This is a genomic window from Bacillus sp. NEAU-CP5, assembly GCF_026420705.1.
Lineage (GTDB): Bacteria > Bacillota > Bacilli > Bacillales > Bacillaceae > Bacillus > Bacillus velezensis.
This window is the reverse complement of record NZ_JAPMOV010000008.1, coordinates 46,253-60,022: the sequence shown is the minus strand read 5'-3', so window position 1 is coordinate 60,022 and position 13,770 is coordinate 46,253. Positions and strand designations below refer to the sequence as shown.

Annotated in this window: 12 protein-coding genes, 1 rRNA gene and 1 other annotated feature; all 13 genes read left to right on the top strand. The window is 45.5% G+C overall.

Going from position 1 to position 13,770, the window contains the following annotated elements:
• Window positions 1-11: 11 nt before the first annotated feature.
• The 13 genes from rrf to cysS all read left to right on the top strand — a co-directional run bounded on the left by rrf (window position 12) and on the right by cysS (window position 13,768).
• Window positions 12-127: ribosomal RNA gene (rrf, locus tag OTK50_RS19305) — 5S ribosomal RNA — on the top strand.
• Window positions 128-353: 226 nt separating this feature from the next.
• Window positions 354-818 (top strand): transcriptional regulator CtsR, encoded by a 465-nt coding sequence (gene ctsR / locus OTK50_RS19300; protein WP_003156396.1) that lies wholly within the window; start codon window positions 354-356, stop codon window positions 816-818.
• A 13-nt stretch (window positions 819-831) separates the two neighbouring features.
• Complete coding sequence (locus OTK50_RS19295) at window positions 832-1,389, top strand: UvrB/UvrC motif-containing protein (RefSeq protein WP_007410387.1); 558 nt, start codon at window positions 832-834, stop codon at window positions 1,387-1,389.
• Complete coding sequence (locus OTK50_RS19290) at window positions 1,389-2,480, top strand: protein arginine kinase (protein WP_003156398.1); 1,092 nt, start codon at window positions 1,389-1,391, stop codon at window positions 2,478-2,480. Before OTK50_RS19295 ends, OTK50_RS19290 begins: the two co-directional genes overlap by 1 nt.
• Window positions 2,477-4,909 carry an ATP-dependent protease ATP-binding subunit ClpC gene (gene clpC, locus OTK50_RS19285; protein ID WP_015239036.1) on the top strand — a complete coding sequence of 811 codons (2,433 nt, stop codon included), beginning with the start codon at window positions 2,477-2,479 and terminating at the stop codon, window positions 4,907-4,909. Before OTK50_RS19290 ends, clpC begins: the two co-directional genes overlap by 4 nt.
• A 93-nt stretch (window positions 4,910-5,002) precedes the next feature.
• Window positions 5,003-6,382, top strand: coding sequence for a DNA repair protein RadA (radA, locus tag OTK50_RS19280; RefSeq protein WP_014416742.1), 1,380 nt, complete (start codon window positions 5,003-5,005; stop codon window positions 6,380-6,382).
• A gap of 3 nt (window positions 6,383-6,385) precedes the next feature.
• Window positions 6,386-7,468, top strand: a complete 1,083-nt coding sequence (gene disA, locus OTK50_RS19275; RefSeq protein WP_007615225.1) for a DNA integrity scanning diadenylate cyclase DisA — start codon at window positions 6,386-6,388, stop codon at window positions 7,466-7,468.
• A 115-nt stretch (window positions 7,469-7,583) separates the two neighbouring features.
• Window positions 7,584-8,684, top strand: coding sequence for a PIN/TRAM domain-containing protein (locus OTK50_RS19270; RefSeq protein ID WP_003156403.1), 1,101 nt, complete (start codon window positions 7,584-7,586; stop codon window positions 8,682-8,684).
• A 12-nt stretch (window positions 8,685-8,696) separates the two neighbouring features.
• Window positions 8,697-9,395 (top strand): 2-C-methyl-D-erythritol 4-phosphate cytidylyltransferase, encoded by a 699-nt coding sequence (ispD, locus tag OTK50_RS19265; RefSeq protein ID WP_072588724.1) that lies wholly within the window; start codon window positions 8,697-8,699, stop codon window positions 9,393-9,395.
• Window positions 9,388-9,864 (top strand): 2-C-methyl-D-erythritol 2,4-cyclodiphosphate synthase, encoded by a 477-nt coding sequence (gene ispF, locus OTK50_RS19260; protein WP_003156407.1) that lies wholly within the window; start codon window positions 9,388-9,390, stop codon window positions 9,862-9,864. Before ispD ends, ispF begins: the two co-directional genes overlap by 8 nt.
• Window positions 9,865-9,955: 91 nt before the next feature.
• Window positions 9,956-11,407 (top strand): glutamate--tRNA ligase, encoded by a 1,452-nt coding sequence (gltX, locus tag OTK50_RS19255; RefSeq protein ID WP_266122002.1) that lies wholly within the window; start codon window positions 9,956-9,958, stop codon window positions 11,405-11,407.
• 2 nt (window positions 11,408-11,409) lie between these two features.
• Window positions 11,410-11,643, top strand: a binding site (T-box leader).
• Window positions 11,644-11,717: 74 nt separating this feature from the next.
• Window positions 11,718-12,371: a serine O-acetyltransferase gene (gene cysE / locus OTK50_RS19250; RefSeq protein WP_003156410.1), complete on the top strand. Its 654-nt coding sequence runs from the start codon at window positions 11,718-11,720 to the stop codon at window positions 12,369-12,371.
• Complete coding sequence (gene cysS, locus OTK50_RS19245) at window positions 12,368-13,768, top strand: cysteine--tRNA ligase (protein ID WP_224223965.1); 1,401 nt, start codon at window positions 12,368-12,370, stop codon at window positions 13,766-13,768. The genes cysE and cysS overlap by 4 nt, the downstream gene beginning before the upstream one ends.
• The last annotated feature ends 2 nt before the right edge of the window (window positions 13,769-13,770 follow it).

Below are 13,770 nucleotides of genomic sequence, written 5' to 3'. Positions count from 1 at the left end.
ACTCTCAATGGTTTGGTGGCGATAGCGAAGAGGTCACACCCGTTCCCATGCCGAACACGGAAGTTAAGCTCTTCAGCGCCGATGGTAGTCGGGGGTTTCCCCCTGTGAGAGTAGGACGCCGCCAAGCTATATTATGGTAAAGGCAGCTCATCATGAGCTGCCTTTTTTGTGTTTTTTTGCATACGTTATATAATATGAGAAACGTAACGATATGCCTTTTTGTAAAAGCAGGTTTTATGCTTGTGCAAAGTGGAAATAATAGAGATAGAGCGATACAGTTGAAAAATTTTGCGAAACACCTTATAGTAAGGTTAAAGTCAAATATAGTCAAAGTCAATAAAGGAGGGGGTTGAGTGGGACATAATATTTCTGACATCATTGAACAGTACTTGAAACAAGTATTAGATCAAAATGGCAAAGAAATTTTAGAGATCAAACGCAGTGAAATCGCTGATAAATTTCAATGTGTTCCTTCCCAAATAAATTATGTCATCAACACCAGATTTACAAGTGAAAGAGGATATATTGTTGAAAGTAAACGGGGAGGCGGCGGTTATATTCGTATTATCAAAATTAAAATGAATAACGAAGTCGTCCTCATCAATAATATTATTTCGCAGATTCATACCCACTTGTCCCAGGCAGCCTCTGATGACATTATTCTCAGACTGTTAGAGGACGGAGTTATTTCGGAAAGAGAAGCTAAAATGATGGTGAGTGTAATGGATCGTTCAGTTCTATATATTGATTTGCCCGAACGGGATGAACTAAGAGCCAGAATGATGAAAGCAATGCTCACATCTTTAAAACTAAAGTAAGCGGGTGAAAAGATTGATTTGTCAAGAATGCAATGAGAGACCGGCCACTTTTCACTTTACGAAAGTTGTTAATGGAGAAAAACAAGAAGTTCATATTTGTGAACAATGTGCAAAAGAAAATAGCGATTCATACAGTATAAGTGGAAACCAAGGGTTCTCGATTCATAATTTATTATCAGGGCTGCTGAATATGGAGTCCTCATTTCAAAACACCGGTTCTCAAATGTTCGGCTATTCAGAGCAAGGCACAGCTTGTAAGAAATGCGGTATGACGTTTCAGCAGCTGAGAAAAACAGGGCGTTTCGGCTGTGCGGAATGTTACGATACGTTCTACAGCCAAATTACGCCGATCTTGCGAAAAGTTCACAGCGGGAATACGGTGCATGCCGGGAAAATTCCAAAACGAATAGGCGGAAACCTGCATGTAAGAAGGCAAATGGAAATGTTAAAAAAAGAACTTGAATCTTTAATACACCACGAAGAGTTTGAAAGAGCAGCGGAGGTCAGGGATCAGATCCGATCGTTAGAGCAGAAATTAAAAAGTAAAGACAGTGAGGGGGAACAAGGGTAATGTCGCTCAAGCATTTTATTCAGGACGCACTAAGCAATTGGATGAAGCAAAAGGGACCTGAAAGTGACATTGTACTCAGCAGCCGTATACGGTTGGCCCGAAACTTTGAAAATATAAAGTTTCCTGCCAGGTATACGAATGAAGAAGCCTCATCCATCATTCAGCAATTCGAAGATCATTTTTCAGGAAAAGAACTGCCTGATATCGGTCAATTTCATTTAATCAGAATGAGTGAAGCTCAGCCTTTGGAAAAACGGGTGCTGATGGAGAAACATCTGATCAGCCCGAATTTAACGGAATCCCCTTTTGGCGGCTGTCTGCTTTCTGAAAATGAAGAAGTCAGCATTATGTTAAATGAAGAAGATCATATCAGAATTCAATGCCTCTTCCCCGGCTTCCAGCTTCTCAACGCCATAAAAGCGGCAAACCAGGTTGATGACTGGATTGAGGAGAAAGTGGATTACGCCTTTGGAGAGAAGAGAGGATACTTAACAAGCTGTCCTACAAATGTAGGGACGGGACTAAGGGCTTCAGTCATGATGCATTTGCCGGGCCTTGTATTAACTAGGCAAATGAATCGAATTATACCGGCAATTAACCAATTAGGCTTAGTTGTTAGAGGAATTTACGGTGAAGGCAGCGAAGCCTTAGGAAATATCTTTCAAATTTCAAATCAAATCACACTCGGAAAATCAGAACAGGACATTGTAGATGATTTAAACAGTGTGGCTGCCCAGCTGATTGAGCAGGAACGTTCAGCCCGAGAAGCGCTTTACCAAACCTCGAAAATTGAATTGGAGGACCGGGTATTCAGATCTTATGGTGTTTTATCCAACTGCCGTATGATTGAATCAAAGGAAACGGCGAAATGCCTTTCTGACGTTCGGCTGGGGATAGACCTTGGAATCATCAAAGGGCTATCAAGCAATATACTTAATGAACTGATGATTTTGACACAGCCGGGTTTTCTCCAGCAATATTCGGGCGGTGCATTACGGCCGAACGAAAGAGACGCGAGAAGAGCGGCTCTTATCAGGGAAAGGCTGCATTTAGAAATGAGTGCAAATAGACAGGAGGATGATTCGATATGATGTTTGGAAGGTTTACAGAGCGAGCTCAAAAGGTATTGGCACTGGCACAGGAAGAAGCACTGCGCTTAGGCCATAACAATATTGGAACTGAACATATCTTATTAGGTCTGGTTCGTGAAGGAGAAGGGATTGCAGCTAAAGCACTCCAAGCACTCGGACTCGGTTCGGATAAAATTCAGAAAGAAGTGGAGAGCTTAATCGGACGGGGACAGGAAATGTCTCAAACGATTCATTATACGCCAAGAGCAAAAAAAGTCATTGAGCTCAGCATGGATGAAGCCAGAAAGCTAGGACATTCTTATGTGGGAACAGAACACATACTTCTCGGACTGATTCGTGAAGGAGAAGGCGTGGCCGCGAGAGTTCTGAACAATCTCGGTGTCAGCTTGAATAAGGCGAGACAGCAAGTGCTGCAGCTTCTGGGAAGCAATGAGACGGGGTCTTCTGCATCCGGTACGAACAGCAATGCAAACACGCCGACGCTTGACAGTCTGGCTCGTGATTTAACTGCGATTGCGAAGGAAGACAGTCTTGATCCGGTTATCGGCCGAAGCAAAGAAATTCAGCGTGTTATTGAGGTGTTAAGCCGCAGAACGAAGAATAACCCCGTTCTTATCGGAGAACCGGGTGTAGGTAAAACTGCGATTGCTGAAGGCCTCGCACAGCAGATCATCAATAATGAAGTGCCGGAAATTTTACGTGATAAACGCGTAATGACATTAGACATGGGTACGGTTGTAGCCGGTACGAAATACCGCGGAGAATTTGAAGACCGCTTGAAAAAAGTAATGGATGAAATACGTCAGGCCGGCAATATTATTTTATTCATTGACGAACTGCATACACTGATCGGAGCGGGGGGAGCAGAAGGTGCGATTGACGCATCGAATATCTTAAAACCTTCACTGGCCCGCGGAGAGCTCCAATGCATCGGTGCGACAACGCTTGATGAATACCGTAAATATATCGAAAAAGACGCTGCTCTGGAGCGCCGTTTCCAGCCGATTCAGGTGGATCAGCCGTCAGCCGATGAAAGCATTCAAATTTTAAAAGGGCTCCGTGACCGCTATGAAGCGCATCACCGCGTATCCATTACCGATGAAGCGATTGAAGCGGCGGTGAAATTGTCCGACCGTTATATTTCTGACCGCTTCCTTCCGGATAAAGCGATTGATTTAATTGATGAAGCCGGTTCAAAAGTGCGTCTCCGTTCTTTCACAACGCCTCCGAACTTAAAAGAGCTTGAGCAGAAACTCGATGAAGTTCGCAAGGAAAAAGACGCTGCCGTTCAGAGCCAGGAGTTTGAAAAAGCGGCTTCCCTTCGTGATACGGAGCAGCGCCTGAGAGAACAGGTGGAAGACACGAAAAAAACGTGGAAAGAAAAACAAGGCCAGGAGAACTCCGAAGTTTCTGTAGAGGATATTGCGATGGTTGTATCCAGCTGGACCGGGGTGCCTGTATCTAAAATTGCCCAAACGGAAACAGATAAGCTTCTCAATATGGAAAACATTCTGCACTCCCGCGTCATCGGCCAGGATGAAGCTGTTGTAGCCGTTGCAAAGGCCGTCAGACGTGCAAGAGCCGGTCTGAAGGACCCGAAACGCCCGATTGGTTCATTCATCTTCTTAGGCCCTACAGGCGTTGGGAAGACAGAGCTGGCACGAGCGCTGGCGGAATCCATTTTCGGTGATGAGGAAGCGATGATCAGAGTGGATATGTCCGAATACATGGAGAAACACTCGACTTCACGTCTTGTCGGTTCTCCTCCGGGATATGTCGGCTATGATGAAGGCGGCCAGCTGACAGAAAAAGTGAGAAGAAAACCTTACTCTGTCGTACTGCTTGATGAAATTGAAAAAGCGCATCCTGATGTGTTTAACATTCTCCTGCAAGTGCTTGAAGACGGACGCTTGACTGATTCAAAAGGACGCACTGTGGATTTCCGCAACACGATCCTGATTATGACGTCAAATGTCGGAGCGAGCGAGCTGAAACGCAACAAATATGTGGGCTTCAATGTGCAGGATGAATCACAAAACCATAAAGACATGAAAGACAAAGTCATGGGAGAGCTGAAACGTGCCTTCAGACCTGAGTTTATCAACCGGATTGACGAAATTATCGTCTTCCACTCCCTTGAGAAAAAACATCTTACAGACATCGTGTCGCTTATGTCTGATCAGTTAACAAAACGTCTGAAAGAACAAGATCTCTCTATCGAGCTGACGGATGCTGCAAAAGCGAAAGTGGCAGAAGAGGGCGTCGATTTGGAATACGGCGCACGTCCGTTAAGAAGAGCGATTCAAAAGCATGTGGAGGACCGGTTATCAGAAGAACTCCTCAGAGGCAATATTGATAAAGGCCAGCACATTGTTCTTGATGTTGAGGACGGCGAATTTGTCGTAAAAACAACTGCTAAAACGAACTAATATAGTGACAAACATGAGGCATACGTAAGCGAGTGTATGCCTCACTTTGTTATATAGAGAAATATTCGATAAGGAAGAGGTCTTACAACATATATGGCTAAATCAAAAACAAAATTCATCTGCCACTCATGCGGTTATGAATCCGCAAAGTGGATGGGAAAGTGCCCGGGTTGCGGGGCTTGGAATACAATGGTGGAAGAAACCATAAAAAAAGCGCCGGCGAATCGGCGGGCGGCTTTCTCCCACTCCGTTCAAACCGTCCAGAAACCATCACCCATTACATCAATTGAAACATCGGAAGAACCCCGCGTTCACACAAAGCTTGAAGAATTCAACAGAGTGCTTGGCGGCGGCGTTGTGAAAGGCTCGTTAGTATTAATCGGCGGCGATCCCGGCATCGGAAAATCAACGCTCCTTCTCCAAGTATCCGCACAATTAGCAGATACGGCCGGCAGCGTGCTTTACATTTCAGGGGAAGAATCCGTGAAGCAAACGAAGCTGCGCGCCGACAGACTTGGAATCAACAGCCAAATGTTACATGTTTTATCTGAAACCGATATGGAGTATATTTCGTCTGCTATACAAGAGATGAAACCCGCATTTGTTGTCGTAGACTCCATTCAGACCGTGTACCAAAGTGATATCACCTCGGCTCCCGGCAGTGTATCACAAGTAAGAGAGTGTACGGCCGAATTGATGAAAATCGCGAAAACAAACGGCATACCTATTTTTATCGTCGGGCACGTCACAAAAGAAGGATCGATCGCAGGGCCGAGATTGCTTGAGCACATGGTCGATACCGTTCTATACTTTGAAGGAGAGCGGCACCATACATTCCGTATTTTGCGGGCCGTAAAAAACCGTTTCGGCTCCACGAATGAAATGGGCATCTTTGAAATGCGGGAAGAGGGGCTTACGGAAGTGCTGAACCCTTCTGAAATTTTCTTGGAAGAGCGTTCTGCCGGGGCATCGGGTTCGAGTATCGTTGCGTCAATGGAAGGAACGAGACCGATCCTGGTTGAAATCCAGGCGCTCATATCACCGACCAGTTTTGGAAACCCGCGCCGCATGGCTACAGGCATTGACCACAACAGGGTGTCGTTAATTATGGCTGTGCTTGAGAAGCGGGTGGGTCTTTTGCTTCAAAATCAAGATGCATATTTAAAGGTCGCCGGCGGGGTCAAACTGGATGAACCGGCGATTGATTTGGCAGTAGCCGTCAGCATTGCCTCAAGCTTCAGAGATACACCGCCGAATCCCGCAGATTGCTTTATCGGTGAAGTGGGTCTGACAGGAGAAGTCCGCAGGGTGTCAAGAATCGAACAGCGCGTAAAAGAAGCGGCAAAACTCGGCTTCAAGCGTATGATCATACCTGAGGCGAATGCAGATGGGTGGACAATACCAAAAGGGATTGAGGTTGTCGGAGTAGCAAATGTTGCAGAAGCGCTTCGTACTTCATTAGGAGGATCATAATAGATGGAAAAAGAGAAAAAAGGGGCGAAACAAGAGCTTGACCTGTCTGCAATTCTGCAGTTCGTTGCACCGGGCACCCCGCTCAGAGCCGGGATAGAGAATGTACTTCGGGCAAATACAGGCGGCCTGATTGTTGTCGGATACAATGATAAGGTAAAGCAAGTCGTGGATGGCGGTTTTCATATTAATACATCATTTGCGCCCGCTCACTTATACGAGCTGGCCAAAATGGACGGTGCCATTATTTTAAGTGATTCCGGCCAGAAAATTCTTTATGCGAATACGCAGCTTATGCCGGAGGCGACCATTTCTTCTTCAGAAACGGGAATGAGGCACCGTACGGCGGAACGGGTGGCGAAGCAGACCGGCTGTCTCGTCATCGCCATTTCTGAGCGCAGAAATGTCATTACGTTATATCAGGACAGCATGAAGTACACACTAAAGGACATAGGATTTATTTTAACAAAGGCAAATCAGGCTATTCAAACGCTTGAGAAGTATAAAACCATTTTAGACAAAACGATTACGGCTTTAAACGCATTAGAGTTTGAGGAGCTTGTGACATTCAGTGACGTGCTGTCCGTCATGCATCGATATGAAATGGTGCTCCGAATAAAAAATGAAATCAATATGTATATTAAAGAACTCGGAACGGAAGGCCACTTAATCCGTCTGCAGGTGATTGAACTGATTACGGACATGGAAGAAGAGGCGGCACTTTTCATCAAAGACTATGTCAAAGAAAAAATCAAAGATCCGTTCGTGCTGTTAAAAGAGCTTCAGGATATGTCCAGCTATGATCTGCTTGATGATTCCATTCTGTTTAAGCTGCTTGGATATCCGGCTTCTACCAATATTGATGATTATGTGCTCCCGAGAGGATACAGGCTGCTGAACAAAATTCCGCGTCTGCCGATGCCGATTGTTGAAAATGTGGTTGAGGCGTTCGGATTTTTGCCAAGCATAACGGAAGCCACTGTAGAAGAGCTTGATGATGTTGAGGGTATCGGCGAAGTGCGCGCCAAAAAAATCAAAAAAGGCTTAAAACGCCTTCAGGAAAAACACTATATAGATAGACAGCTTTAAGAATCGCTTAAACCTGTCGGAATCCGGGTATATTATTGTTAGTTTTTGTTTATTCTGAATTTGTAGGCTCTGTGACAGTCTGCTGAAAAAATGCTACTTAAAAGGAGGTGGAGGTATGTTAAAACGAATAGTTCAGGCGTTCTTCATTATTGTGGGCGGCGTTGTCGGTATCTTTTTAATACCTGAATTGTTTGTGCTGTCAAATATACAGGACATACCTTTAATAACAAACGCATATACGTCTGCTGCAATTGGTGCTATTATCTTTTTTCTCATCAGTATATGGACGACAGAATATGTGATTAATTGGGTAAAATGGATTGAAGATTCTTTGCTGAGAGCTCCGGTGCCGGATCTGTTATTCGGGAGTCTCGGATTGGTTTTTGGACTTATCATCGCATATCTCATTGTAAACGTGATTCCGCTGGACAATATTCCGTACCGTATATTCAGCACCATCATTCCGGTCTTTCTGGCTTTCTTTCTCGGTTATCTGGGCTTCCAAGTCGGATTTAAGAAAAAGGATGAATTGATCAGTCTTTTCTCCATTTCTGCAAGAATGCAGAAGAAAAAGGGAAGTGCTGATGAGGAGCAGGAGGAACAGGATAAAAGGCTGAAAATCTTAGATACAAGTGTTATTATTGATGGGAGAATTGCAGATATTTGTCAGACGGGCTTTTTAGAAGGCGTCATTGTCATTCCTCAATTTGTGCTGGAGGAATTACAGCATATCGCTGATTCTTCAGATGTTTTAAAACGTAACAGAGGACGCCGCGGTCTGGATATCTTGAATCGCATTCAAAAGGAACTGGATATTACGGTTGAAATTTATGAAGGCGACTTCGAGGACATTCAGGAGGTTGACAGCAAGCTTGTCAAACTTGCGAAGCTGACATCCGGCGTCGTTGTGACGAATGATTTTAATTTAAATAAAGTATGTGAGCTTCAGAAGGTTGCGGTACTGAATATTAATGACCTTGCAAACGCGGTGAAGCCGGTTGTGCTTCCGGGCGAAGAGATGAATGTGCAGGTGATTAAGGACGGGAAAGAGCATAATCAAGGTGTGGCCTACTTGGATGACGGGACGATGATTGTTGTGGAAGAAGGCCGCAATTATATAGGGAAACATATTGATGTGCTCGTAACCAGCGTACTGCAGACAGCGGCGGGACGAATGATTTTTGCCAAGCCCAAGCTGCTTGAGAAAGCTCTTTAAGAGGGAGTTCATATGGAGTATGTTGTCGTTATTCCGGCTGCCGGACAAGGAAAACGGATGAAGGCCGGGAAAAATAAGCTGTTCATCAGCTTAAAAGGTGCGCCTGTTATTATACACACACTGCGGGTTTTTGAAAGCCACGCACCCTGTCAGAAAATAATCCTGGTGATAAACGAGAGTGAACAGGAAGATTTTCGCCAGCTGCTGGCCCAATTTCCGATTCAGACGGAAATTGAGCTTGTTACCGGAGGTGCGGAGCGTCAGAACAGTGTATACGAAGGACTGAAAGTGATTGATAAGGAATCGGTCGTTCTTGTTCATGACGGAGCGCGCCCGTTTGTCACACATCAGCATATCGATAAGCTCGTTGAAACAGCAGAGGAGGCGGGAGCGGCTGTCCTGGCTGTTCCTGTGAAAGACACGATAAAACGGGCGGAAGGCTCCCGGGTTGCGGAGACCTTTGATCGTTCAAGCTTGTGGGCCGTTCAAACGCCGCAAGCTTTTCGTCTTTCTTTATTGAAGACGGCGCATATGGAAGCGGAAAACAAAGGCTTCTTAGGGACGGATGACGCCAGCCTCGTCGAGCGTCTTGATGGATATCAGGTGAGTATCGTTGAAGGCAGCTATACCAATATTAAGCTGACAACGCCGGATGACCTGATATTTGCGGAAGCAATCATGAAAGCGGAAAGTGGGAATCATAATGTTTAGAATCGGACAAGGATTTGATGTGCATCAATTAACGGAAGGCCGTCCTCTCATCATCGGCGGAATTGAAATTCCTTATGAAAAGGGGCTGCTCGGACATTCAGATGCTGATGTATTGCTGCATACAGTCGCAGACGCGTGTCTCGGAGCGGCAGGTGAAGGAGATATCGGCAAGCATTTCCCGGATACTGATCCGGAATTCAAGGATGCGGATTCTTTTAAGCTGCTTCAGCATGTCTGGAACATTGTTAAAGAGAAAGGATACGTACTCGGAAATATAGACTGCACGATTATTGCGCAAAAGCCGAAAATGGCGCCGCATATTGATGCTATGAGAAAACGGATAGCGGAAGGCCTTGAGGCGGACGTCTCTCAAGTAAACGTAAAAGCGACGACGACTGAAAAGCTCGGGTTTACCGGAAGAGCCGAAGGAATTGCCGCTCAGGCGACCGTTCTGATCCAAAAAGCCTGATCATTGTTTTGATGCCCGGTCTATTTGGTGGTAGAATAGATACATATATTCGGCTAGAGGCTACAGACGAGATGAAAGGAAGTATTTGAACATGGGAAATGAAGTACGCGTTCGTTATGCACCGAGTCCGACCGGACATTTGCATATCGGTAACGCCAGAACAGCGCTTTTTAACTATTTATTTGCCCGCAGCCAAGGCGGAAAGTTTATTATCCGGATTGAGGATACGGACAAAAAGCGAAATATTGAAGGCGGAGAGCAAAGCCAGCTCAACTATTTGAAATGGCTCGGCATGGACTGGGATGAAAGTGTGGATGTCGGCGGAGAATACGGCCCGTACCGCCAGTCTGAGCGTAACGACATTTACAAAAAGTACTATGAAGCGCTTCTTGAAAAAGGGCTTGCTTATAAATGTTTCTGTACGGAAGAAGAACTTGAGAAAGAACGTGAAGAGCAAATCGCCCGCGGGGAAATGCCGCGCTATTCCGGCAAACACAGAAACCTGACTCAGGAAGAGCAGGAGCAGTTTTTAGCCGAAGGCAGACAGCCGAGCATCCGTTTCCGCGTGCCTGAAGGGAAAATCATCGTGTTTAACGATATCGTAAAAGGTGAGATTTCTTTTGAATCAGACGGCATCGGCGACTTTGTCATCGTCAAAAAAGACGGAACACCGACGTATAACTTTGCTGTCGCGATTGACGATTACTTAATGAAAATGACGCACGTGCTCCGCGGTGAGGATCACATTTCAAATACACCGAAACAGATCATGATTTTCCAGGCATTCGGCTGGGATGTTCCTGTCTTCGGACATATGACGCTTATCGTAAACGAAAGCCGCAAAAAATTAAGTAAACGTGATGAATCAATTATCCAGTTTATTGAGCAGTATGATGAGCTGGGTTACCTGCCTGAAGCGCTGTTTAACTTTATCGGACTTCTCGGCTGGTCTCCCGTCGGTGAAGAAGAGCTTTTCACAAGAGAACAATTCATTGAAATTTTTGATGTAAATCGTTTGTCTAAGTCACCGGCTCTGTTTGATATGCATAAACTGAAATGGGTCAACAACCAATACGTCAAAGCGCTGGATCTTGATCAAGTGGTTGAGCTGACCTTGCCGCACCTGCAAAAAGCAGGAAAAGTCGGCACTGAGCTTTCTGCCGAGGAGCAGGAATGGGTTCGTAAATTAATCTCTCTTTACCATGAGCAATTGAGCTACGGCGCTGAAATTGTCGAGCTGACTGATTTGTTCTTTAAAGATGAGATCGAGTATAATCAAGAGGCAAAAGCCGTTCTGGAAGAAGAACAGGTGCCTGAAGTGCTCAGCGTATTTGCTGCGAAGCTTGAAGAGCTTGAAGAATTTACGCCTGAGCTGATCAAAGCCTCAATTAAAGCTGTTCAGAAAGAAACAGGCCATAAAGGTAAAAAGCTGTTCATGCCGATTCGTGTAGCGGTTACCGGTCAGACACACGGTCCTGAGCTTCCGCAGGCCATTGAGCTGATCGGCAGAGAAACAGCCGTCAGACGCCTGAAAAGCATTTAAATATACGATTGTTGATAGGGAAGAGTATAAAACAATGACCATTACAGAAAGAATCTTCATCGGCTGAGAGAGATTCATGCGTCATGTTTTAGAAGTGCGCCCTTAAGACCTTTGAAGAACATTTCTGCGGAAATCAGTATTTAAAGGCGGCCGCCGCCGTTACCGGCTTTTAAGTTGGGAAAACAGTGACTTGTTTTTCAAACAGAGTGGAACCGCGCGGTAAAAGCGTCTCTGTCATGTTTACATGCAGAGGCGCTTTTTTTATAGGCGGAAAAACAGACTGGAGCGGGGAGAGAATGGGGGGAAGCATGTGTTTTTTAAAATGCTAAAAGAAGACATAGATACAGTGTTCGATCAAGATCCGGCAGCAAGAAGCTATTTCGAAGTTGTTTTAACTTATTCTGGTTTACATGCTATATGGGCGCATCGGATTGCACATGCTTTATATAAACGGAGATTTTTCTTCCTGGCGCGCCTGATATCACAGATTGCCCGTTTCTTTACCGGAATTGAAATCCATCCCGGCGCGACCATCGGGAGAAGGTTTTTCATTGACCACGGTATGGGGGTCGTCATAGGGGAAACATGTGAAATCGGCAATAACGTGACGGTATTCCAAGGTGTCACTCTCGGGGGAACGGGAAAAGAAAAGGGGAAGCGGCATCCGACCATAAAAGATGATGCTTTAATTGCAACCGGAGCGAAGGTGCTCGGCTCTATTACGGTCGGGCAGGGTTCTAAAGTAGGGGCCGGTTCCGTTGTGCTTCGTGATGTTCCCGACTTTTCGACCGTTGTCGGCATACCGGGGAAAGTCGTCATTCAGAACGGAAGAAAAATCAAACGCGATCTCAATCACCAAGACTTGCCCGATCCGGTTGCTGACCGGTTTAGAGCATTGGAGCAGCAGATTTTTGAACTGCAGGCTGAACTGGAAGATAAAAAAGAAAGGATCAACCAAAAATGACCATTACACTTTATAATACATTGACACGGAAAAAGGAAACATTCGTTCCTCTTGAGGAAGGCAAAGTAAAAATGTACGTGTGCGGACCGACTGTATACAACTATATTCATATCGGAAACGCGCGTCCGGCGATTGTGTATGATACCGTACGCAACTATTTAGAGTATAAAGGATACGATGTTCAATACGTATCGAATTTCACCGATGTTGACGACAAACTGATTAAGGCGGCCAACGAGCTCGGTGAGGACGTCCCGACCGTTTCTGAACGGTTCATTAAAGCGTATTTTGAAGACGTGGGCGCCCTTGGATGCCGGAAAGCGGATCTTCACCCCCGGGTCATGGAAAACATGGACGCCATTATTGAATTTGTCAGCGAGCTGATTAAAAAAGGCTACGCTTATGAATCAGAAGGCGACGTCTATTTCAAAACAAGGGCCTTCGAAGGCTACGGCAAGCTATCTCAGCAATCAATTGATGAACTCAGATCAGGCGCGCGTATCCGGGTCGGCGAGAAGAAAGAGGATGCGCTGGACTTTGCTCTTTGGAAAGCTGCTAAGGACGGAGAAATTTCATGGGATAGCCCTTGGGGAAAAGGCCGCCCGGGCTGGCATATTGAATGCTCCGCAATGGTGAAAAAGTATTTGGGTGACGAAATCGATATTCATGCCGGCGGTCAGGACCTGACATTCCCGCACCATGAAAACGAAATCGCCCAATCTGAAGCATTAACAGGCAAGACATTCGCAAAATACTGGCTTCACAACGGATATATCAATATCGATAATGAGAAGATGTCAAAATCTCTCGGCAACTTTGTTTTGGTGCACGATATCATTAAGCAATATGACCCGCAGCTTTTGAGATTTTTCATGCTGTCCGTTCATTACCGCCACCCGATCAACTATTCGGAAGAGCTGCTTGAGAAAACAAAAAACGCGTTTAACCGCCTGAAGACGGCCTACAGTAATTTAAACCATCGTTTGATTAGCAGCACGAATCTGACTGACAATGATGAGGAGTGGCTCGCTAAAATCGAAGAGCACCGCACTGCGTTTGAAGAAGCAATGGATGATGATTTTAATACGGCGAATGCGATTTCCGTTTGGTTTGATCTGGCGAAGCTCGCCAATTACTACATGCAGGAAGACAATACGGCGGATCACGTCATTAAAGCCTTTATCAGCATGTTTGACAGAATCGGATCTGTTCTCGGACTTACGCTCGGCGAAGAAGAGCTTGTCGACGAAAAGATTGAAGAGTTGATTGAGAAGAGAAATGAAGCCCGCCGCAATCGCGATTTTGCTTTGTCAGACCAGATTCGCGATCAGCTGAAAAGCATGAATATCATTCTTGAAGATACGGCCCAGGGAACTCGCTGGAAGCGGGGAGAGTAAGC